The sequence below is a fragment of the Streptomyces sp. SAI-135 genome, assembly GCF_029893805.1.
Lineage (GTDB): Bacteria > Actinomycetota > Actinomycetes > Streptomycetales > Streptomycetaceae > Streptomyces.
On the sequence record NZ_JARXYP010000002.1, the window covers coordinates 596595 to 620587 of the forward strand.

Annotated in this window: 11 protein-coding genes (1 of these 11 only partly in view); 8 read left to right on the top strand and 3 right to left on the bottom strand. The window is 70.1% G+C overall.

Features of this window, described 5'->3' with window-relative positions:
* A protein-coding gene (locus M2163_RS07155; protein WP_280893462.1) for a non-ribosomal peptide synthetase crosses the window boundary here: on the bottom strand, nt 1-10184 show its 5' portion. The gene continues 6739 nt to the left of window position 1, outside the view; only the first 10184 of its 16923 coding nucleotides appear in the window; it begins with the start codon at nt 10182-10184; its stop codon lies beyond the left edge, outside the window.
* Between the two features lie 191 nt (nt 10185-10375).
* On the bottom strand, nt 10376-10591 hold the full coding sequence (locus tag M2163_RS07160; protein WP_004004252.1) for an MbtH family protein: 216 nt from the start codon (nt 10589-10591) through the stop codon (nt 10376-10378).
* Nucleotides 10592-10838: 247 nt separating this feature from the next.
* Between M2163_RS07160 and M2163_RS07165 the strand changes: the two genes are divergently transcribed.
* From M2163_RS07165 to M2163_RS07180, 4 genes are read left to right on the top strand one after another with little or no spacing between them, the layout of a single operon-like run.
* Nucleotides 10839-11690, top strand: a complete 852-nt coding sequence (locus tag M2163_RS07165; protein WP_280853716.1) for an alpha/beta hydrolase — start codon at nt 10839-10841, stop codon at nt 11688-11690.
* A gap of 33 nt (nt 11691-11723) precedes the next feature.
* A complete protein-coding gene (locus tag M2163_RS07170) occupies nt 11724-13664 on the top strand; it encodes an ABC transporter ATP-binding protein (protein ID WP_348540966.1) in 1941 nt (646 codons plus the stop codon).
* Nucleotides 13665-13694: 30 nt separating this feature from the next.
* Entirely contained in the window at nt 13695-14591 is an 897-nt protein-coding gene (locus tag M2163_RS07175; protein ID WP_280893463.1) for an ABC transporter ATP-binding protein, read from the top strand.
* Nucleotides 14588-15580: a transporter gene (locus tag M2163_RS07180; protein ID WP_280853714.1), complete on the top strand. Its 993-nt coding sequence runs from the start codon at nt 14588-14590 to the stop codon at nt 15578-15580. The genes M2163_RS07175 and M2163_RS07180 overlap by 4 nt, the downstream gene beginning before the upstream one ends.
* A gap of 140 nt (nt 15581-15720) precedes the next feature.
* On the opposite strand, the gene M2163_RS07185 is transcribed toward M2163_RS07180, so the two are convergent.
* Nucleotides 15721-16809 carry a ParB/RepB/Spo0J family partition protein gene (locus M2163_RS07185; RefSeq protein ID WP_348542158.1) on the bottom strand — a complete coding sequence of 363 codons (1089 nt, stop codon included), beginning with the start codon at nt 16807-16809 and terminating at the stop codon, nt 15721-15723.
* Nucleotides 16810-17611: 802 nt separating this feature from the next.
* On the opposite strand from M2163_RS07185, the gene M2163_RS07190 reads away from it, so the two are divergent.
* The 4 genes from M2163_RS07190 to M2163_RS07205 all read left to right on the top strand — a co-directional run bounded on the left by M2163_RS07190 (nt 17612) and on the right by M2163_RS07205 (nt 23934).
* Complete coding sequence (locus M2163_RS07190; RefSeq protein WP_280893465.1) at nt 17612-18694, top strand: prephenate dehydrogenase; 1083 nt, start codon at nt 17612-17614, stop codon at nt 18692-18694.
* Between the two features lie 196 nt (nt 18695-18890).
* Nucleotides 18891-20474, top strand: a complete 1584-nt coding sequence (locus tag M2163_RS07195; protein WP_280853711.1) for an MBL fold metallo-hydrolase — start codon at nt 18891-18893, stop codon at nt 20472-20474.
* Nucleotides 20462-21505, top strand: a complete 1044-nt coding sequence (gene hppD, locus M2163_RS07200) for a 4-hydroxyphenylpyruvate dioxygenase (protein ID WP_280853710.1) — start codon at nt 20462-20464, stop codon at nt 21503-21505. The genes M2163_RS07195 and hppD overlap by 13 nt, the downstream gene beginning before the upstream one ends.
* Nucleotides 21502-23934: an aminotransferase class I/II-fold pyridoxal phosphate-dependent enzyme gene (locus M2163_RS07205; protein WP_280893466.1), complete on the top strand. Its 2433-nt coding sequence runs from the start codon at nt 21502-21504 to the stop codon at nt 23932-23934. The genes hppD and M2163_RS07205 overlap by 4 nt, the downstream gene beginning before the upstream one ends.
* The last annotated feature ends 59 nt before the right edge of the window (nt 23935-23993 follow it).

Here is a 23993-nt window from a genome sequence, read left to right on the forward strand (position 1 = left end):
GCGGCCTGGTCTGGGGCGGGCAGCGCCTTGCGGTCCAGCTTGCCGTTGACGGTGAGCGGAAGGCTGTCGAGCAGCATCAGCGACGAGGGCACCATGTAGCCGGGGAGCCACCGCTTGAGGTGTGCGCGCACGTCGTCGACGAGTTGGTCGGGGGCGTGGCGGCGAGGGCCGTCCGCCTCCGCGTCCGAGGCCCGCAGGGGCTCGGTACGGCCGTCGACGACCGCGTCCGGGCGGACGGCGTAGACCATCTGCAGTCCGGTTCCGGCGACGTCCGGGGCGGTGTCGTGCCGGACCTCGAAGCCGTGGTCGCGCAGCATGGCGACGACGTCGGCGAGTCGGCCGTCGGTGTCGTGCACCTCGGCGACGATCTGGCGGACGAGGGGCCAGTGCTTCTCCTCGATTCCGCGCAGGATCTCCAGCTCGCTCTTCTCCGCGTCGATCTTCAGCAGGTCGATGACCGGGATGTCGTGCTCCCGGATGAGGTCGGAGAGGCTGCGCAGCTCCACCTCGACCTGTTCGCCGCGCAGTCGCTCGGTGAGCATCTCGCCCATGAGCGAGTCGTCGGCGTCGCGCACCTCGGCCACGTGCTCGTTGTGCAGGAAGCGTTCCAGGGTCGTGCGCTCGGCCGCCTCGTCGGCGAAGCGGCCCGAGAGGATCGACATCTGGGGGTAGTACGTGAAGGTCGCCGACTCGGCGTGTTCGCCGACCCCGCAGTTGGTCACGACGACGTCCACGTCGTTGAGTTCGGCATTGACCCGGAACAGCTCGGCGAGCTCGGGGATGGGCTCGAAGGCGTAGATGCGGCTGGTCGGCGCGACCTCGTTGACGTACATCGAGAACATCCCGACGTGGCCGCCCACGTCCACCACACAGGCGTCGTCGGGGAGGGAGACGCCGAATTTCAGGTACTCGTTCTGCTCGAAGATCTCGCGGTACAGGAACTCCATGTTGGTGCGGTTGTGCCCGAGTACGGTCATGCCGTTGGGCAGTTCGTGCCGCTCCGCGCGTTCCAGCTCACCCGCCCGCTGGAGGCGCAACCAGGTGGACACCCGGCCCGCGGTCTCCTGGTCCGGCGTGATGTAACCGACGAGCCGGGGGCCACCGGGCTGGTCTTCGCGGACGGTTACTGCGGCCTGCTCGATAGCGGGATGGCCGGCCAGGACGGTCTCGATCTCACCCAGCTCGATCCGGAAACCACGGATCTTGACCTGCTCATCCGCACGCCCCAGATACTCCAGCACCCCCGCACCACTCCACCGCGCCAGATCACCCGTGCGATACATCCGCTCACCACGACCGAACGGACACGCCACAAACCGCTGCGCCGACAGATCCGCACGCGCCACATACCCACGCGCCAGACCACCACCAGCCACATACAACTCACCCGCCACCCCCGGCGGCACCGGACGCAGACCCGCATCCAGCACAAACGTCCGCAACCCCGGAATACCCCGACCGATCAGACTCCCCCCACCACCACCGCCACCACCGCCGCTTCCGGTCATCGCGGCGTCCAGCGCCAGATGACTCACATGCACGGTCGTCTCCGTGATCCCGTACATGTTCACCAACACCGGCCCACCCGCCGCACGACGCGCGAACCAGCCCTCCAGCCGAGCCAGGTCCAGCGCCTCCCCGCCGAACACCACATACCGCAACGCCAGCCGCTCACCCAGCCCCGCACCACCCGCCTCGGCCGCCATCAACTGATAGAACGCCGACGGCGTCTGACTCAAAACGGTGACCCGCTCCCGCACCAGCAGCTCCAAAAACTCCACCGGCGACCGCGACACCGCAAAACCCACCACCACCACCCGGCCACCGTGCAGCAGAGCACCCCACATCTCCCACACGGAGAAATCGAAAGCGAACGAGTGGAAACAGCTCCACACCTCATCCGGCCCGAACTCGAAAACACCCCGCGCCGACGCGAACAAATGCGCCACATTCCGGTGCGTGACCACCACACCCTTCGGACGCCCCGTCGAACCCGACGTATAGATCACATACGCCGGATGATCCGGCACCACCCCCACCCGCGGCGCACCCTCAGGCATCGCGGCCAGCTCCGCCACCGTGCCAGGATCATCCACCACCAGCAGCGGCACCTCACCCACCGAACCCGCCAGCACCTTCGCCACCGACCCCGACGCCACCACACACACCACATCACTGTCAGCCAGCATGAACCCCAGCCGCTGCACCGGCTGCTGCGGATCCACCGGCAAATACGCCGCCCCCGCCTTCACCACACCCAACAACGCCACGACCGTGTCCACACCACGGTCCATCACCACCGCCACCACACACTCCGGCCCCACACCCATCCCGATCAGACAGTGAGCCAGCCGGTTCGCCCGCACATCCAGCTCCGCATACGTCAGAGCCTCACCCTCACAAGACACCGCCACCGCATCCGGCGACCGCCCCACCTGCACCGCAAACAACTCGGTGAGAGTGGCATCGACGGGTCCGACGGAGTCGTCGTTCCACTCGTCGATCAGCTGTCGTTGCATCTCCGCATCGAGGATCTCGATGGCGCTGAGGGCAGCCTCGGGTCCCCCGTCGAGGGCGGTCTCCAGGGCGGTCGAGAGGTGGTCCATCGCGGTGTGGACCAGGTCGGCGACGAGCTGCGGGGCGACGGGGCTCACGGCGTCGACGGCCAGCTCGAAGCCGTTGTCGCCGAGGTCGTCGACGGAGACGTTGAGCGGGTAGTTGTCGCGTTCCTCGACGTATCGGGTGGAGATGCCTTCGAGGCCTTCGTTGAGCTCGTTGTTGACGTCGTCGACCCAGAGGCCGCGGTCGTTGTGGCGGTAGTTGAAGAGTGAGGTGAACAGGGGCGCGTCGCCGGAGACACCGCTGGCCTGCTGGGCGACCGCCAGCGGGGCGTGTTCGTGCGCCACCAGGCCGGCCAGCTGCGCACGCATCGCGGTGACCGCCGCCGTGACTCCGACACCCCCGGTGCGGACTCGGGCGGGCAGGGTGTTCATGAACAGCCCGAACGCGCGATCGGCACCGGCGCCCGCGCTCATGCGGCCCAGCAGCACGGTGCCGAAGACGACGTCGTCCCGTCCCGAGACCGCGGCCAGCACTCGCGCCCAGGCCACGTGCCACACGGTGGCCGGGCTGACACCAAGGCGACGAGCCACTCGTCGTACCCGGGCCGCCACGCCCTGGTCCACCAGCCTCTGGGCGCGGTCGACCTGGCCGCCGTCACCGTGCACGTCGAGCAGGCCGAACGGCGCGGTCGGCTCGGTCACGTCTCCCAGCAACTCGGCGAAGAATCCGGCGTGATCAGCCGTGGAGAGGTCGTTGCGGGCTTGGGCGACGAAGTCCCGGAACGGTACCGGAGCGGGCAGCAGCGCGCCCTCACCGTGCATGAAGGCGCGTACTTCCTGGAGGAGCAGCGCCATGCCGGTGTGGTCCTGGATCAGGTGGTGCATCCGCAGCAGACCCAGGTGCCGGCCATCGGCGGTGTGAGCGGTGTGCACGTCCATCAGCGGTGCCGAGGCCAGGTCGATCGACCGTCCCACCGCACCGATCAGCGCCTCCACCGGGTCGGTGACCGATCCGGCGTCCAGCACCACCTGCTCGATCCGCAACCGGGCCTGCCGCCACACCACTTGTACCGGCTCGGCGAGTCCGTCCCAGACCACTCCCGTGCGGTACACGTCGTGCCGATCGACCACCTGCTGCAACGCGGAGACGAAGGCGTCCAGACGGGTGGCGGTGTCGAACTCCAGCACCACCACCGTCACATAGGCGTCCACCCCGCCCTCGGCCAGCAGGTGGTGGAACAGCAGCCCTTCCTGGAGGGGGGCCAGCGGATAGATGTCCGCCACGTTGAGCGCGCCTCCGGCTACTGAGGACACCGCCCGCTCGATCTCCGCCTCCGACAGTCCCGCCAGGGGCACCATGTCCGGAGTGATCCGCGTGGCGCCGACCGGAATTCCACCGGTGGTCACCACCGTCGCATCCGATGCGGGGCCGGCGATCTCGGCAACCGCGGCCAGGCCGGCGGGGGTCGGCGCCTCGAACAGAGCCCGCACCGAGGCCACGTACCCGTGCGCCCTCAGCCGCTCCACCAGGCGGACCGCCAGCAGCGAATGACCGCCGAGGGCGAAGAAGTCGTCGTCGACACCGACCGAAGCCACGTCCAGCACCTCGGCGAACACGGCGCACGTGGCCTGCTCGCGCTCGTTCACCGGGGTGCGGGTCTGCGCGTCGGCGGTGTGTGCGGGAACGGGCAGGGCGTTGTGGTCGAGCTTCCCGTTGACGGTCAGGGGGAGGGTGTCCAGGGGTACGACGGCTGAGGGCACCATGTAGTACGGCAGGCGGGCAGCCGCGTACTCCCGCAGCTCCGCCACATCGACGCCACCCACACCACTCCCGGCGTCCTCGGCGACGACGTACGCGACCAGCCGCTTCTGGCCGGGCTCGTCCTCGCGCACCACCACCGCGACCTGGCCCACACCCGGATGACCGGCCAGCACGGCCCGCACCTCACCGGGTTCGATGCGAAATCCACGGATCTTGACCTGATCGTCGGCGCGCCCGGCGAACACCAGCTGCCCGTCCGCGTTCCACCGCACCCGGTCCCCGGTGCGGTACATCCGCTCACCCGCGACGAACGGGCACGCCACGAACCGCTCCGCGCTCAGCGGACCGCTGCGGACATAGCCGCGCGCCAGCCCGGCACCGGTCACATAAAGCTCCCCGGCCACCCCGACCGGCACCGGCCGCAGCCAGTCGTCCAGCACCAACGCGCCGGTAGCGACGATCGGCGTGCCGATGACCGGCTCGACTCCGGGAGACAACGCGGGCGACATCGTGGCCGCGACCGTGGTCTCCGTCGGGCCGTACCCGTTGAAGAACCGCCGCCCGGCACCCCACCGGCGCACCAGCCGCGCGTCCAGTGCCTCACCCGCGGAGATCAACGTCCGCACCGAGCGCGCGTCGCGTTCCGGATCCAGTACCGCGAGCACCGCCGGCGGCACCGTCGCGTGGGTCACCTGCCACCGGTCCAGCACCTGCTCCAGGCCTGCCCCGGGCACCATCTCCTCGGCCGGAGCCACCACCAACGTCCCGCCTGAGCAGAGCGCCATCACCCATTCCCACACCGCGCCGTCGAAGCCGATCGACGCGAACTGCAACACCCGCGCATCCGCACCCACACCGAACCGCTCACGCTGCGTGGCGACCAGCCGCGCCACGCCACCGTGGGTGAGCACGACACCCTTCGGCCGCCCCGTCGACCCCGACGTGTACGTCATGTACGCAGCGCTCAACGCCGTCGGGGACCCGGCGCGCGCGGTATCCGGCACCGGCCCGTCGTCCAGCGCGGCCAACTCAGCGGCCACGGCGGGTTCGTTCATGACGAGGACCGGCACATCCAGGTCCGCGGGCACCGCCGCGACGCACTCCTGGGACGTCACCACGCACGCGGCACCGCAGTCCGCGAACACGAACCCCATGCGCTCGCCCGGCACTCGCGGATCGACCGGCACGAACACCGCCCCGGCCTTCCACACCCCCAGCAGCACGGTGGCGACGTCGACGCCGCGCTCCAGGACCACGCCCACGGGAGTGCCCACGCCCACTCCGGCGCCGCGCAGCCACCGCGCCACCCGGTTGGCCCGCTGGTCCAGCTCGTCGTACGAGACCTCGACTCCCGCGCCCACCACGGCCGGAGCGTCCGCGTCCCGCCTCACGTGCTCCTCGAACAACGTCAGCCCGGACGACTCCAGCACCTCACGCAGATCGGGTTCGGCGTCCGAATCCGTCCCGCCCCAAGCCGCCAACCGCTCCCGCTCCCCCGCCACCAACACGTCGGCGGCATGAAGTGCGAGGTCGGGGCGGGTGATGAGCTGGTCGAGCACGTGGCTCCAGCGCTCGGCGATCGCGGCTGCCGTGGCCGGGTCGAAGAGGTCGGCCGCCGTGGTCAGTCCGCCGCGCAGCCCCGCAGGGGCGCCGGTGGCGTCGTAGGTCTCGGAGAGGGCCATTTCGAGGTCGAACCTGGCGGCGAGCACCAGCGCGTCGGCGGGTACCGCGCCGCCGGCCCGTACTCCGGGCAGATCGAGGGCGGCGCGCTCCACGTTCTGGAGGGTGAGCATGACCTGGAAGAGCGGGTGTCGGCCCATGGACCGGCTCGGGGCGAGTTCCTCGACCAGCCGCTCGAACGGCACGTCCTGGTGGGCCAGCGCCTCGACGCTGCGTTCCCGCACCCGGGTGAGCAGGTCGCGGAAGGTCGGGTCACCGCTCAGATCGGTCCGGATGACGAGGGTGTTGAGGAAGTAGCCGACGAGGTCGTCCAGGCCTTCGTCCGTACGTCCGGCCACGGCCGACCCGATCGGGATGTCCGTGCCCGCACCCAGCCGCGACAGCAGCACCGCTAGCGCGGCCTGGAGCACCATGAACACGGTCACGCCCTCGGCACGGGCCAACTCCACGAGACGGGCGTGCACTTCGGCCGGTACCGCCAGCGGCACGACGTGGGCGCGGTGGTCGGACACGGCGGACCGGGCCCGGTCGAACGGCAGCTCCAGCTCCTCGGGAACACCGTCCAACGCCTCGCGCCAGTAGCCGACCTGCCGGGCGAGGAGGCTGTCCTGGTCGTCCTCCGTGCCGAGCAGCTCCCGCTGCCACAACGCGTAGTCCGCGTACTGCACCGGCAACGGTGACCACTGCGGCTCCCTCCCCGCGCGGCGTTCCGCGTAGGCGAAGGACAGGTCGCGGGCCAGCGGGCGCATGGACCAGCCGTCGCTGGCGATGTGGTGCACGACGAAGACCAGAACCGCCTGGTCCTCGTCACCACCTCCAGCTCCGTCGGCGTCCGCGGCGTGGGCGTCACCGCTGAGGCGCAGTTCGCCGAGGCTCGTCTCGATCAGGTCCGCGGGAAGCTCGTCGGCCAGGTCCGCGGATGCGGGTCCGGTCTCCAGCAGCCAGGCGCGGAAGGGGACTTCGCGGGAGAGGTCGAAGGCGTACGCCGCCTTCTCCCGTACGGTCTCGACCAGGCCCGGCCCGTCCGGCGCCGCCCGCAGGTCCACGACCTCCAGGTCCCAGTCCAGGTCCCCGAGGTTCACGACCTCCTGGTACGGCTCTCCGTCGACGCTGGGGAAGACCGTGCGCAGGCTCTCGTGCCGGCCGATGACGTCCCGCAGGGCGGTGGCGAGCGCGGCCCGATCCAGATCGCCGGTCAGGCGCAGGGCGACGGGCAGGTTGTACGTGGGATTGACGCCCTCCAACTGGCCTAGGAACCAGAGCCGTTGCTGAGCGAACGACAGCGGCACGCGCGACGGGCGCTGCCCTGTGGTCAGGGCAAGTCGCGTCCGTCCGGCCCCCTGCTCGTCGAGGTGCCGCGCCAGCAGTGCGGGGGTCGGCGCTTCGAACAGAGCCCGTACCTGCACCTCGGCGCCGAGGAGGACCCGGACCCGCGATATGAGCCGGACCACCAGCAGCGAATGACCGCCCAGCGCGAAGAAGTCGTCGTCGACACCGACCGATTCCACACCGAGCACCTGGGCGAACGCCTGGCAGAGCAGCGCCTCGCGGGCATCGGCGGGCCGGCGGACGGGCCTTTTCCGACGGCTCTGCTCGGGCGAGGGCAGGGCCTGGTGGTCGAGTTTTCCGTTGACGGTCAGGGGGAGGGTGTCGAGGGGTACGACGGCTGAGGGCACCATGTAGTACGGCAGGCGGGCAGCCGCGTACTCCCGCAGCTCCGCCACATCGACGCCACCCGCCGCACTCTCCATGGGCTCGGCGACGACGTACGCGACCAGCCGCTTCTGGCCGGGCTCGTCCTCGCGCACCACCACCGCGACCTGGCCCACACCCGGATGACCGGCCAGCACGGCCCGCACCTCACCGGGCTCGATGCGAAATCCACGGATCTTGACCTGATCGTCGGCGCGCCCGGCGAACACCAGCTGCCCGTCCGCGTTCCACCGCACCCGGTCCCCGGTGCGGTACATCCGCTCACCCGCGACGAACGGGCACGCCACGAACCGCTCCGCGCTCAGCGGACCGCTGCGGACATAGCCGCGCGCCAGCCCGGCACCGGTCACATAAAGCTCCCCGGCCACCCCGACCGGCACCGGCCGCAGCCAGTCGTCCAGCACCAACGCGCCCGTAGCGACGATCGGCGTGCCGATGACCGGCTCGTCCCCGGGTGTCAGTGCCGGTGAGATCGTGGCCGCGACCGTGGTCTCCGTCGGGCCGTACCCGTTGAAGAACCGCCGCCCGGCACCCCACCGGCGCACCAGCCGCGCGTCCATCGCCTCACCGGCCGAGACCAGCGTCCGCACCGAGCGCGCGTCGCGTTCCGGGTCCAGCACCGCGAGCACCGCCGGCGGCACCGTCGTGTGGGTCACCTGCCACTGGTCCAGCAGTTGCTCCAGGCCGGACCCCGGCACCATCTCCTCGGCCGGAGCCACCACCAACGTCCCGCCCGAGCACAGGGCCATGACCCACTCGGCCATCGCCCCGTCGAAGCCGATCGACGCGAACTGCAGCACCCGCGCATCCGCACCCACACCGAACCGCTCACGCTGCGTGGCCACCAGCCGCGCCAGGCCACCGTGCGTCAGCACGACACCCTTCGGACGGCCGGTCGACCCCGACGTGTACGTCACATAGGCCGCGCTCAACGCCGACACCGCGCCGCCGCGCTCGGCATCCGACACCGGTCCGCCGGGCAGCTCGGCCACCTCCCGGACCACCACCGGCTCATCGATGACCAGCACCGGTACGCCCAGGTCGCCGGGCACCGCCCCGGCGCACTCACGGGACGTCACCACACACTCCGTACCGGAGTCCTTGAACACGAAGCGCATCCGCTCTCGCGGCACTCGCGGATCGACCGGCACGAACACCGCCCCGGCCTTCCACACCCCCAGCAGGACGGTGACGACGTCGAGCCCACGGCCCAGCACGACCCCGACCGGCGAGCCGACGCTCACCCCCACACCCTTCAGCCAGCGCGCCACCTGACCGGCCCGTGCGTCCAGCTCCGCGTAGGTGGCCTCGACTCCCGCGCCGAGCACCGCCATCGAGCCGGCGCCCCGCGCCACGCACTGCTCGAACAAGCCCAGCCCCGTCGCCGGCTCCGAGGCCTCCGGGGCCCAGTCCGAATCCGGGCCCAGCCCACCCCAGCCCGCCAACCGGTCCCACTCCGACGCGAGCAGCACATCGGCACGGACAACGGGTTCCTCCGCGCCCGCACCGCTCAGCCACTCCAGCGCCCGTCGGTACCGCAGCTCGGTCTCCTCGTCGCGCTCCGTGGCGGAGAGGCGGTGGACGGAGACGGCGCAGTCGCCGAAGCGGGGGGCGGGGCGCAGGGGAAGGAGGTCGGCCTCGAGGCCGCAGAGGGGGGAGCCGGTCTCGAGGCCGAGTTCGCGAAGCATGTGGGCGTAGGGGAAACGCCGGTGTTCCCACGCGGAGTTCAGCGCGTCCGCGCTCGCCCGCAGGAGGTCCTGCACGCTCATCTGTGGTGCGAGGCGCACGCGTACGGGCAGTAGGTTGACCGCCGGCCGGGCGTGGGCGGACTCGGTCTCGGGCTCGGTGGGTACGCGGATGCCGATGACCACGTCGTCGCCGCCGGTGAGCAGGCGCAGGGTCAGCGCGGTGGCCGCGACGGCGATCGCGTCGGTGTCCGCCGTCGCGTGCAGGCGCCCGAAGTCACCGGAGGGTTCGGGCAGGTCGGCGAGGGTGTCGGCCCAGTAGCGCCGGTCGTCCTCGTACGCCGCGGAGTCGAGGTACTCCGGCGTGCAGGCTGTGGGGGCCACGTCGGTCGTGGGGGCCGTGCAGTCGTCGGCTGCTGCCTGGCTCTGCCACGGCTCAGGGGCCGGCGTGCCGGCCGTGCCGGCGACGAGGGCGGCGTAGTGGGCGGCCACCCGGTCGCGGGACTGCGCTCCGTACCAGAGCACATGGTCGGGGCCGAGGAGGTAGAGGGCCTGGGCGGCGCCCGGGGTGCGGGCGTCCTCGCGCATGTGGAGCTTCGCGGCCTCCCGCGGGTCCGCTGCCGTGCGCAGATCCACCAACGGGACGTCGACGGCGCCGTCTTCGGCGGGCGCTGCCGCCCGTGCGGTGCGGATCGCCTGCCGCAACAGATCCAGATCGAGACCGCCGCGCATCTCGACGTATTCGCTCGTGTTTCCCGACTGGCCGGCCGTCAAGTCTGTCATCCCGATTCGAGGCACAGCCATTCCCATCTCCAGATGCCGGAAATCCGTTGCGAACTGTTGCGAGCTGTCATGACCTACTGCGATTTTCTGCGTGCTTCTACGCGTTTCCGTTCGCGCGAACGAGGGTCGGCGGACGACTCGGCAAGCCGTCCGCCTCTCGCGCGGTCCGCCACCGCTACACCCGCGGAGCGTTACACGCGATTCTTCTCCATGGCCTCGATAAGGCTCTTCGGACGCAGATCGGTCCAGTTCTTCTCGACATAGTCGAGGCATTCCTGACGTCCGGCTTCGCCGAACACCTTGGTCCATCCCTCGGGCACGTCGGCGAAGACCGGCCAGAGCGAGTGCTGTCCTTCCTCGTTGACCAGGACCAGATAGCTCGCGTCGGGATCTTCGAACGGGTTCATGGCAAGCCTTCCTCTCGGACCGTGGCGACCAGCGGATTCTCGGTCCCTATGACGGGCGGGGACATCTCCCTGGCCGAATTGACCGGGTGACGCAATTCGCAACTCTCGCCCGCCGGAACCAGGATGACAAGCGCCCTATGCAGTGTCCAACAGCCCCTCACCGGGGCGTTCAACTGCTGCTCGGCAGCGGTTGAACACTGCCTCTCCGCGTTCCATCAGTGGCTGGCATAGTGTGCGCGGTGTCCTGGTGAAGCCAACTCCACAACGCGCGGACACGGAGGCCATCTTGCCTTACGTACGGAGCAACGGCATCCAGCTCGCCTACGAGGTTTCCGGATCCGGTGCGAATGTCTTGCTCATCATGGGTTCGGGTGCCTCGGCGCGGGTCTGGGAGATGTACCAGACGCCGGCGCTCAACGCCGCCGGATACCGTACCTGCGCATTTGACAACAGGGGTATAGCGCCTTCCGCGATTCCTCCGGGGAAATACTCGCTCGACGACATGGTGGCGGACACCGCCGGCCTGATCGAGGCCCTGGACCTGGCACCGTGCCATGTCGTCGGAGTCTCCCTGGGCGCGCTCATCGCGCAGGAACTCGCGATAGAGCAACCTCAGTTGGTGCGCTCCGCGGTGCTGGCGGCGACCAAGTCCCGGTCCGATCGGGCGCGTCGGGCGCAGGACGCGGCGAACCGGGCGTTGCGCGAGAGCGGCATCGAACTGCCGCGCGCGTACCGGGCGGCGAAGACGGTCTTCGACATGTTGTCGCCCGTGACCGTCGACGACGACGGCGCCGTGGCGGAGTGGCTCGACCTGTTCGAGTACTCCGGCGACGGCACTGCCGGCGGCGGCCAGGGCTGGATCGACACCGGTCAGGACCGGCGTACGGAGTTGGCGCGGGTCACGGCGCCCTGCCGGGTGATCACGTTCACCGATGACCGCATCAGCCCGCCCCATCTGGGCGCGGAGGTCGCCGAGGCGATCCCCGACTGCGACCTCGTGGAGCTGGAGGACTGCGGCCATCTCGGCTACCTGGAGCGCCCGGAGCCCTTCAACCAGGCGGTCATCGAGTTCCTCGACAAGCACAGTTCGCTCGGTTGACCGCAGCCGGGCCCCGATCGGAAGGAAGTCCCCATGGCGATGATGGGCGGCCCGGAACCCCTCGGTCCCCGGCGTATGAGGTTCAACGACGAGTCGATCACCCGTCAGCAGATCAAGCCCGGCACCGTGCGCAGGATCGTGCCGTACGCGCTGCGTCACCGTGGCGCCCTGACCGCGATGCTGCTGGCGACGGCGGCGGACGCGCTGATCACGGCGTCGAGTCCGGTACTGCTGAAGGTGATCATCGACGAGGGCATCGTGCACGACCGTCTCTCGCTGGTGGTCGGCCTGTCGCTGACACTGGTGGGTCTGGCGATCCTGGATGCCGGGGCGATCTACTGCCAGGCGCTGTTCTCCGGACGTATCGGCCACGGCCTCGTCTACACGCTGCGTACCCAGGTGTTCCGGCATGTGCAGAAGCAGCCGGTCGCGTTCTTCACCAGGACCCAGACCGGTTCCCTGGTGAGCAGGCTGAACACCGACATCATCGGGGCGCAGCAGGTCGTCTCCTCGGTGCTGTCCCAGTCCGTGTCCATCGTGCTGACGATGGCTCTGGTGGTGTCGGCGATGTTCTACCTGTCCTGGCAGATATCGGCGGTCGCACTGCTGATGATCCCGATCTTCTTCCTGCCGGCGAAGATCTTCGGCAAGCGGGTGCAGCGGCTGGTGCGGGCCGCGATGGAGCAGGACGCCCAGATGGGCTCGATCATGAACGAGCGGTTCAACGTGGCCGGCGCGATGCTTTCCAAGCTGTACGGCCGGCCGGAGCAGGAGGCCGACTCCTTCGACGCCAAGGCGGGGAAGGTGCGCGATCTGCGGGTCACGCAGGACGTGTACGGCCGGATGTTCTTCATCGCCACCACACTCCTGACCGCCTGCACCACGGCCCTGGTGTACGGCCTGGGCGGCAGCCTGGTCATCGACGGGGTACTGCAGATCGGCACCCTGGTCGCGCTGACGACGCTGCTGTTCCGGCTGTACGGGCCGATCAACCAGATGACCAGCATCCAGCGCAACATCATCTCGGCGGTCGTGAGCTTCGACCGTGTCTTCGAAGTCCTGGACCTCAAGCCCCTGCTGGAGGAGCGTCCGGACGCCCGGCCACTGCCCAGGTCCGCAGAGACGGCCCCGGACATCGAGTTCGACGGGGTGTCGTTCCGCTATCCGGCGGCCTCGCAGGTCTCGCTGAGGTCGCTGGAGACGCTGGAGCGCCGCGCGCCGGAGAAGGTCGACGACAGCTGGATCCTCCGGGACGTCAACTTCCGTGCTCCCGCCGGGCAGTTGACCGCTCTGGTCGGGCCGTCGGGCGCGGGCAAGAGCACGATCACGCATCTGGTGCCGCGGCTGTACGACGCGTTGGAGGGTTCCGTGCGGATCGGCGGGCACGATGTGCGCGAGCTGACGTTCGCGTCGTTGCGTGAGCAGATCGGTGTGGTGACACAGGACGCGCACCTCTTCCACGACACGATCCGCACCAATCTGCTGTACGCCACTCCGGACGCCTCGGACGGCGAGCTGGAGGAGGCGTGCCGCTCGGCGCGTATCTGGGACGTCATCGACGCGCTGCCGGACGGTCTCGACACCGTGGTCGGCGACCGCGGTTACCGGCTCTCCGGTGGTGAGAAGCAGCGCATCGCGCTGGCGCGGGTGCTGCTGAAGTCGCCGCCAATCGTGGTGCTCGACGAGGCCACGGCACATCTGGACTCGGAGTCGGAGGCGGCGATCCAGCAGGCGCTGGCGAACGCGCTGCACGGCCGCACGTCCCTGGTGATCGCGCACCGGCTGTCCACGATCCGGCACGCCGACCAGATCCTGGTCATCGACTCGGGACGGGTACGGGAGCGCGGCACCCATGACTCGTTGCTGGCGGCGGACGGGCTGTACGCGCAGCTGTACCACACGCAGTTCTCCCGGCAGGCGCCGACGAACGGCGCGGGGCGCCGGCTCGGAGTACCGATGCCGGACCCGTCCTGACGGGGACCCCCCACATGAGGAGCAATGGAGATGACGTTGGCGATCGAGGCGGACGGCCTCGGCAAACGGTACGGCCGGCACGCCGCGCTCTCGGACGTCGAGCTGCGGATACCGTCCGGCCGGGTGGTGGGCCTGGTCGGCCCGAACGGGGCGGGCAAGTCGACCCTGCTGGGGCTGACCTGCGGGCTCATCGAGCCGTCCGAGGGCAGCATCGCGGTCCTCGGACGGCGGCCCGGCAGCAGCGCTGAGCAACTGGCGCGCGTGGGGTTCGTGGCCCAGGACACGCCGGTGTACGGCAACTTGACGGTCGGGGAGCATCTGCGGCTGGGTGCCAAGCTCAACCCGCGCTGGGACCAGGGCCTGGCGGAGGGCCGTATCCGGCAGACCGGACTCGACCCCGGTCGGAAGGCCGGGCGCCTGTCGGGCGGGCAGCGGGCGCAGCTCGCCCTGACCGTCGCTGCGGCCAAGCGGCCCGAACTGCTGGTCTGCGACGAGCCGGTGGCCTCGCTGGACCCGCTGGCGCGCCGCGGGTTCCTGGACACGCTGATGGAGTTCGTCACCGATCTCGATGTGGGTGTGGTCCTTTCCTCGCATCTGCTGGGTGACCTGGAGAAGGTCTGCGACCACTTGGTGGTGCTGGCCGACGGCCGGGTGCGGCTCACCGGCGAGGCCGACGATCTGGTGGCCGACCACTACCGGCTGACCGGCAGCCGCGAGGACCTGGCGGAACTCCCGGACACGACCGAGGTCGTCAAGTCCGAGCACACCGGGGGCCGCAGCACGCTGATCGTCCACTCCCCCGGCCCCGTGCCGTACGGCATCCGGGCCGAGCATCCGGATCTGGAGGACGTGATCCTGGCGTACCTGGAGCGGGCCGCGAACCCTTCCGCGGCCGTCTCGCAGCAGAGCCGGGAGGCCCGCCCATGACCTGGCTCACCTGGCGCCAGTTCCGCGCCCAGGCCGTGACCGCGGCGGCCGCGCTCGCCGTCCTCGCGGGCCTGCTGGTCGTCCTCGGTCTGCGGCTGCGCGACAGCTACGACCAGGACATCGCCGGCTGCGGTTCCGCGAACAGCTGCGGCACCGCCCGGGACGCGTTCCTGGAGCAGTACGACACCCTGCTGTTCCTGGTCAGCGTGGTGCTCCTCGCGGTGCCCGCGCTGGTCGGCATCTTCTGGGGCGCCCCTTTGGTCACCCGTGAACTGGAGTCGGGCACCCACCGGTTGGTGTGGAGCCAGAGCGTGACGCGCACCCGCTGGCTGGCGGTGAAACTGGCTGTGCCCGCGCTGGCCGCGGTGGTGTTCTCCGGCGCCTTCAGCCTGTTGCTGACCTGGGCGGCGAGTCCGTACGACACCGTGGAGGGCGACCGCTTCGGTGCGCTGTCGTTCGGCTCGCGCAATGTCACCCCGCTGGCGTACTCGGTGTTCGCCTTCGTCCTTGCCACGACCCTCGGGATCCTGGTGCGGCACACGCTGGCGGCGATGGCCGTCACCCTGGCCGTCCTGGTGGCGGTCCAGCTGGCGGTTCCGTTCCTGGTCCGCCCGGAGTTGCGGGAGCCGGTGCGGACGACGCAGGCGCTGACCGCTCAGGCGGCGGCAACCGCGCGTCTCCATCTGGGCGGGCAGCATGTGCAGGTCCTTGACTACGTGATCGCTGGCGCCTGGGTGCTGGACTCCACCCACGACCTGCTCGACTCCGAGGACAAGCCGGTACTGACCGACGACGTCAAGGGCTGTCTGACCGGGAACCGGGCCAAGGACGTGGCCTGTCTGTCCGCGAAGGACCTGCACTTCGAGGTGACGTACCAGCCGGCCGACCGCTACTGGGCTTTCCAGTGGACGGAGTTCGCCGGTTACACGGCGGCGGCCGGTCTGCTGGCGGCGTTCAGCCTGCGCTGGATCCGCCGGCCGATGGTGTGACAAGCGCGGGGATCCACCGGGCGTCACCGCACCCCGTGCAACGCGATACGGCGCCTGCCCCGGTCTCTTTGACCGGGGCAGGCGCCGTATCGCGTTCATCGCGCCCGCTTCACGTGCTGGCCCGGGGGCCGGGACTCCTGTCAGGAGCGTTCCCGCTCCTCGAGTTCCTGCGCGAACTCCTGCCATGTCTCGGCGTACTGCCGTGCGAGCCGGGCCACCAGGTCACCGCAGTGCGGGGGCACCACGGTGCTCAGCTCTGACCACACCGCCGGGCCGATGGCGTTCTGCTGGAGCAGGCGGAGCAGATGCCGACCGCCTTCCTTGTGCCGCAAGGAGGGGTCCCGCATCAGTTTGTCGAGCACCGGGCCCGGCTCGGGCGGCACCCGTGGGGGCTGATGGCTCTGGGTGGCCCGCTGCTCCGCCGAGGTGCCCGGCTCCTCTAATGGTTCGCCCGTGTCCACGGTGTCCGCCGAACCGTCCCTCGGGGGCGGTACCACCGGCATGGAAGCCGGTGGGAGACCGGAACTGAGGCGCCTTCGTACGTCGCTCGCGGTCGCCGGGGAGATCCCCGCCAGCCGCGCCACCTCCCGCAGCGATGCCTCCGGCCGGTCGGCCAGCACTTCCGCGGCCCGCAGCCGGCCTTCCACGCTGTTCACCGGGCGGACCTTGCCGTCCCGGCCGACCCTCGCGTTCAGCTGGGGCAGTGCGTCGGCCGAACGGCGTCGGATGGCCGCGACGGTCTTCGCGCCGAGTCCGGCTGACCGCGCGATGGCCCGGTCCGACAGATGCGGATGGGTGATCATGATCTTGGTGGCGGCGGCTCGCCGGTCGGCCTGGGAGAGGGGGAAGCCGTGCGTCACATTGGCTTCGACCGCTCGCAGGAAAGCGTCCTCCTCGGGGCCGTCGAAGAATTCGACCTCGATTTCCTGCTGGCCGCGCCATAAGGTCGCGAGCAGCCGGTGCATCCCGTCGATCACCCGCATGGTGTGCCGATCGACGAGTATGGGAGGGAACGGCGTCTCGATCTCGGCGAGTCTGGCTATGTGCTCGCGGTCCTGACCTTCCATCCGCGGCGACTCGCCCGGCCGCAGGGATGCTATGGGGACCGTCGTCGTCTCTTTGCTCCGGATATTCGATCGCCTCTCTGACCCAACTCTCTCCGTCCCGTCGGAATTGACAGCTCGCGGTTCACCGACTCGTTCCGGCAGCCCGGCGACCATTAGTTCCATGTATCCCCCGTTGGCTTCTTCTGTGCAGCTGTGTCCCGTATGGCGCTGAACAATCAACTGGACCTGCCGCCCGAGATATCGAGCCGCGAACGGGGCACTCCGGCTGGCTCTGACGGAACGGTGTTCAGGTTCTGCGGAAGCCGGTCGTCCGACGAGCCCACGGCTTCCCTCGAACTCCGCCCGTCACCCCTTCACGCGCTCGGCACTCATGACACTGCGGGCCCTGTGCAAGAGACCAACCCCCATCTTCATCAGTCGCCACGGCACTGTCGACCCTCTCGACCGATGCTGACGAAAGGTCTAGACACGCGAACGCGGCACCCGCGCCGATCAGGCCATCGAGTGTCAAGATCCGCACCTGAGCCTTCTTACCGGATTCTCATCGCAATAAGCGGACGTCTTAATTCCACCCGCCGGCGCAAGGCCCCGACGGCCCATCTGGACAGAGCACGCGCCCCGGGCAAACATAGTCGCCAGCACAGCGAACCGGACGTCGCGGTTCATCTTCTGTTACGGGCCGCAACGCGGAACACATAATTCCGAACCACGGAATGATCTGTTCAGCCGACGGACGCACACACGCCGTTCAGGTCGCCGGTGGCGCCGGCGGATACTCCCGATTGTTCGGAATCCACGGACACACCGATGCGGACGGGGCGCGTATATCCGTCCCGCGTCCGTCTCGATCCTCCTCGTATTCACCCAGAGGCCGACGAACCGTACGGCTCTCGCGGCCCCCGCCCGCGCTCGCCTCTCTCCTCCCCCTCTCCCTCTCCCTCTCCCGGAAACGGACGCAGCCGCGATGAAGACCGCCCTGGTGATCGGCACCGGCCTGATGGGAACCTCCGTCGCGCTCGCCCTGCGCGCGCACGGCGCGACCGTGCATCTGCGGGACACGGACTCCGGCGCCGCACGAACCGCCGCCTCCCTCGGCGCCGGCACCGTCGTACCGCCCGAGGAACCGGTGGAACTCGCGGTGCTCGCCGTTCCGCCCGCCCTGGTCGCCGAGGTCCTCAGCGACGTCCAGGCCGAAGGCGTGGCCCGGCACTGCACCGATGTGGCCAGCGTCAAGGCGGGACCTCGCCAGGACGCCCTCGCCCTCGACTGCGACACCGCCCGCTATCTCGGCGGGCATCCGATGGCGGGCGGCGAGCGCGGTGGACCGCTGGCCGCCCGGGCCGACCTCTTCGAGGGCTGCACCTGGGTGTTGACGCCCACCGCGGACACCGGCACGGACACCCTCAACACCGTGCTGGAGCTGGTGTCCGCCTGCCGGGCGGTGCCGGTGGTGATGGCGGCGGAGGCCCACGACCGGGCCGTGGGGCTGGTCTCGCACGTCCCGCACGTGGTGGCCAGCCTGGTCGCCGCCCTGCTGACACGGGCGGAGGACCGCGAGGTGCGGCTGGCCGGTCCCGGGGTGCGCGATCTGACCCGGATCGCGGGCGCGGACCCGCGCCTGTGGGTGGACATACTCAGCGCCAACTCACTCGTCGTGGCCGACCTGTTGGAGAGTCTGTCGGCGGGCCTGGAGGACGCGGTGGGCGCACTGCGCGCGATGGCCGCGACGGACGAGGCCAAGCGCGACCAAGGCGCCCGGGACGTCGAGGAGTTGCTCCGCAGGGGCGTGGCCGGCCGGGCACGGATCTCAGGCAAGCACGGTGTCCGTGCGACGCCCTACGAGACCGTGACGATTCGAATCGGTGACCAACCGGGGGAACTGGCACGGCTGTTCACCGATGTCGGCCGGGCCGGGGTCAACATCGAGGACGTACATCTGGAGCACTCCACGGTGCAGCCGACCGGTCTGGTGCGCCTCAGCGTCGCCCAGGGGACCGCGATCGGGCTGGAGGAGTCGCTCGGCGCCCGGGGCTGGCGCAGGCGTTGACCTGCACCGCGGGGCAGTCACTTCCGGTTCGGATTCAAATCCCTTGCACCTTCCTATTTCACGCCGGGTGGTGTTCAACTGCGGCAATACGCAGTTGAACACCACCCGGCGCTTCTTGTTCCACGGGCCGCAGGCGAGTCATAGTGCTGCACGGAGAACGGGAATTATGTTCCTTCTTTGGGAGGTAGGGGCGCGCATGCCCGATGAGCAGCTGTTTCTGCGGTCGAAAGCAATAGTCGAGCCACTGGTGGACCGTTTTTACGGATGGTTCCATACAGTGGCTCCTGTGCAGGCCGCGATGAATCTGGCCTTTCTGCACGTGCCGATGCTCGAATCGTATTTGCAGTCGCCGCAAGTGCATGTCACGGCGAGCAACAATCCCGAGCTGCGCGGCGGATACTTCGTCAACATCCCGGAGGACCGCAGCCCTCAGGTGGCAGAACTCCTCGACGAGATCAAGCGCGACCGGGCCGGCATGCTGCGGTTCGCCGCGGCGATCGCCGAGGGCCAGGAGCTGCTGCGCACCAACGCCACCGGCTACGACCTGACGCCGCTGTACCCGAAGCTGCCGGCGGAGCTCGGCGGTCTGGTGGAGCTGGCCTACGACACCGACAACCAGGCGGCCCTGCGGTTCATCGAACCGCTCGTCTACCAGAGCCCGTTCTACATGGAGGACCGGCAGTCGGTACAGCTGTCGCTGGAGCCGGGTGTGGAGCGGCCGTTCATCCTCAGCACCCCGCGGCTGCCCTCGCCGGACGTCCTGGAGCTCAAGCTCCCGTTCCGGCACGCCGGTCTGGAGGAGCTGTTCAAGACCCGGGTCCGCCCCACGACGCTCGCGCACCTGCGGGAGGCGCTCGGTCTCGACGACGCGCAGGCGGCCCAGCTCTCCGGTCTGCTCGCCCCGGAGCCCAGCCTGTCACCCGACAGGCACATCGAGGGCGGCGGCCGGATCCGCTACTTCGGCCACGCCTGTCTGCTGCTCCAGACCCCTCAGGGCGCCGTGCTCACCGACCCGTTCATCAGCGCCGACGGGGACGCGGAGGACCGCTACACCCTCGACGACCTGCCGGACTTCATCGACCTGGTGCTGATCACCCACGGCCACCAGGACCACATCGTTCTGGAGACACTGCTCCAACTGCGCGGCCGGGTCGGCCAGATCGTGGTCCCCCGCTCCTCGCGGGGCAACCTGGAGGACCCCTCGATCGGCCTGTACCTCAAGCACCTGGGCTTCCCGGTGGTCGAGGCGGACGACTACGACGAGTTCCCCTTCCCCGGCGGCAAGGTGGTCGCCACGCCGTTCCTCGGCGAACACTGCGACCTCGACATCCGCAGCAAGTCGACGTACTGGGTGGACCTCGCGGACCGCTCCGCGTATGTCGGCGCCGACTCCTCGGGCATCGACCCGACGCTGTACCGCTATGTGCGCCAGCACCTGGGCACGGCCGACTACGCCTTCCTCGGCATGGAGTGCGACGGTGCCCCGCTGACCTGGCTGTACCAGGCGTTGCTCACCAAGCCGGTGACCAAGAAGATGAGCAACTCCCGCAAGCTGTCCGGCTCCAACGCCGAGCAGGCGGCGGCGATCATGACGGAGCTGGGCGCCGGCGAGGCCTATGTGTACGCGATGGGCGAGGAGCCCTGGCTCGGCCACGTCATGGCCACCTCCTACGACGAGGACACCTACCAGATCAAGCAGATCGACGAGTTCATGACCTGGTGCGCGGACCGCGGCATCAAGTCGGGGCATCTGTACGGTCAGCAGGAATGGCGTTGGTGACAGTGGCCGGGACAGACATCGCGTACATCGAGCTGTACACCAGCACCAAGAAGGCGGTCGTCGACTACTTCGTCACCTCGATGGGCTTCGTGCGGACCGCCGACACGGTGGCCGTCGACAGCAGCTCCGCGCTGCTGCGCCAGGGGTCCGTGCACCTGGTGGTCACGACGGGACCGGCGACCTGGGGGTTCCTGGACGCGCACGGCGACGGTATCGCCGACATCGCGTTCACCTGCGAGGACGTCGACGAGACGGTACGGGCCGCGGTCGCGGCCGGCGCCCGGCTCTCCGCCTCCGCGCAGGGCGACCCGGCCGTCTCCGGCTTCGGCGGCGTCACGCACACCCTGGTGCCCGCGGGCGCCTGGCCAAACGCGCTGCCGCCGGGCCGCAGTTGGGCCCCGGTGCCGGACTCGGCTGCCGCCCCGGCCGGGCGCACCCAGCACATCCAGTCACTCGACCATGTCGCGATCTGCCTCGACGGCGGCTCGCTGGAGAAGTACGCGGACTTCTACCGGGACGCGTTCGGGTTCTCCCGCTACTCCTCCGAGTACGTGGACGTCGGCGCACACGCGATGGACTCGGTCGTGGTGCGCAGCGCGTCGGGCCGCATCACGTTCACCCTCGTCGCCCCGGACCTGTCCAAGGGCACCGGCCAGCTCGACGCCTTCCTGGAGCGCAACGGCGGCCCCGGAGTGCAGCATCTGGCCTTCCTGGTCGACGAGATCATCCCGGCCGTACAGGACCTCCACACCGGGGGCGTCGACTTCCTGAGCGTCCCGGACAGCTACTACGACGGCCTGCTCGCCCGCTTCGGCGGCATGCGGGACGAGATCGACGAGCTGCGCTCCGCACAGGTCCTGGCGGACCGCGACGAGTGGGGCTACCTGCTCCAACTGTTCAGCCGCTCCCCGTACGAACGCAACACGCTGTTCTACGAGCTCATCCAGCGCCGGGGCTCCCGTGGCTTCGGCAGCGCCAACATCCGCGCGCTGTACGAAGCGGTGGAGCGCGACCGGCTGGCCACCGAATGAGCTCCCACGCCGGCGAGCCGGCGCCGCTCACGCTGGCCGACTACGCGGCCCGGGCCCGTACCCGACTGGCCCCGGGCGTGTGGGACTTCGTCGCCGGCGGCGCCGGGGACGAGCGGACGCTGGCCGCGAACACGGCGGCGTTCGACCGGGTCCGGCTGCGGCCGCGCGTGCTCACCGGCGTGGGCCGGCCCGACCTCGCCACCCGGGTCCTCGGCCGTGAGTGGGCGGCGCCGATCGGCGTCGCCCCGATGGGCTACCACACCCTGGTGCACCCGGACGGCGAGGTCGCCACCGCGGCGGCGGCCGGAGCGGCGGGCCTCCCGCTGGTGGTCAGCACCTTCGCGGGCCGCACCGTCGAGGACATCGCCGCCGTGGCCGGCGCGCCGCTGTGGTTGCAGGTGTACTGCTTCCGCGACCGCGACACGATTCGGGCCCTGATCGAACGGGCCGAACGCGCCGGTGTGGAGGCCCTGGTACTGACCGCGGACGCCCCGCGTCTGGGACGGCGCCTGCGGGATCTGCGGGGCGGCTTCCGGCTGCCGCCGGAGATCACACCCGCCAACCTCACCGGCACCGGCTTCGACTCTCCCGCCGATCACGCCCTCCAGGCCTTCGACACGGAGCTCGACTGGACCGTCGTGGCGTGGCTGCGGACGGTCAGCGCCCTTCCGGTGCTGATCAAGGGCGTCCTCACCGCCGACGACGCCCGGCGCGCGGTGGCCTCGGGTGCGGCCGGGCTCGTGGTCTCCAACCACGGGGGCCGCCAACTGGACGGCGTGTCCGCGGCGTTGGAGGCGCTGCCGGAGATCGCCGCGGCGGTCGCCGGACGCGTTCCGGTGCTCCTCGACGGCGGGGTCCGGCGCGGGGTCGACGTCCTTGCGGCGCTCGCCCTGGGCGCGGACGCGGTGCTGCTGGGGCGGCCCGTGCTGCACGGTCTCGCGGTGGACGGGCGGGACGGTGTCGCGGACGTACTGGGCATCGTGACCGAGGAGTTGAGGGACGCGATGGCGCTGGCGGGTGTGTCGTCGGCGGCGGACGCGGGGCCGGAGCTGGTGGCCGGCGCCGAGGTGCGGGAGCTGCCTCCCCTGACCTCCACGGGGTCCTCGGTGTCCCCGACGGATCCGCCGGTCGCGTCCGGCGCGCTGGCTCGTGAGGACCTCCACGCCAGCGTCAGCGACCCGGTGCTGGACACCATGAACTTCCTCAACGAGATCACCCACCGCTACCCGGACGCCGTGTCCTTCGCCCCCGGGCGCCCGTACGACGGCTTCTTCGATCCCGAGGACATCTTCGGCCACATCCGCCGCTACATGCAGCACCTGGACAAGGCGGGCTACTCTCCCGAGCGGATCCGGGACGCTCTTTTCCAGTACGGGCCGACCGGCGGCCAGATCCGTGAACTGGTCGCCGACTCACTGCGGTTGGACGAGCAGATCGAGGTGGCGCCCGAGGCGATCGTCGTCACGGTCGGCGCTCAGGAGGCGATGCTGCTCACGCTGCGCGCACTGATCGCCGGGCCCGAGGACGTGCTGCTGGTCTCCAGCCCCTGCTACGTGGGCATCACGGGCGCAGCCCGGCTGCTCGACATCGAGACGGTCGCGGTCGAGGAGGGGCCCGACGGGTTCCGGTGCGCCGACCTGGAGGCCGCCGTCGCCGCCCAACGGGCCCGTGGCCGGCGCCCGCGCGCCTTCTACGTGATCCCCGACCACTCCAACCCGTCCGGCGCGACCATGTCCGCAGCCGAGCGGCAGGCGCTGCTGCACCTGGCGGCCCGCGAGGACATCCTCGTCCTGGAGGACAGCCCGTACCGGTTGGTCAGTCCGGGAGCCCAACTGCCCACGCTCAAGGCGCTGGACCGCAAGCGGCGGGTCGTCCAGCTCGGCTCCTTCGCGAAGTCCCTGTTCCCCGGCGCCCGCGTCGGCTACGTGGTCGCCGACCAGACCGTGGTCGACCGCGCGGGCGGCACCGGACTGCTGGCCGACGAACTGACCCGGATCAAGAGCATGGTGACGGTCAACACCTCACCGCTGAGCCAGGCCGCGGTCGCCGGCATGCTGCTGTCCGCGGGCGGGGGCGCCGCCGCGCTGAACGCCGACACCGCCGCGCACTACGGCGCGGCCATGGAGGCCACCCTCGAACAGCTCGAGGTCTTCCTGCCGGAGCCGGAGCGCACCGCCCTGGGGGTGCGCTGGAACCGGCCCAGCGGCGGGTTCTTCCTCACCGTCACGGTGCCGTTCACCGCCGACAACGCGGCGCTCGCCCGCTCGGCCGAGGAGTTCGGCGTCATCTGGACGCCCATGTCCTACTTCTATCCGCAGGGCGGCGGGGAGCACGTCCTCCGACTGTCCATCAGCTATCTCACCCACGCCGACATCCGTGAGGGGATCGCCCGCCTGGCGCGGTTCATCACGGACTCGGCCCGGCTCTGAAAGGCGTTGAAAGTGATGACCGTCGTACGCCGTCCGCGCAGCAAGCCCCGCATGTGGGG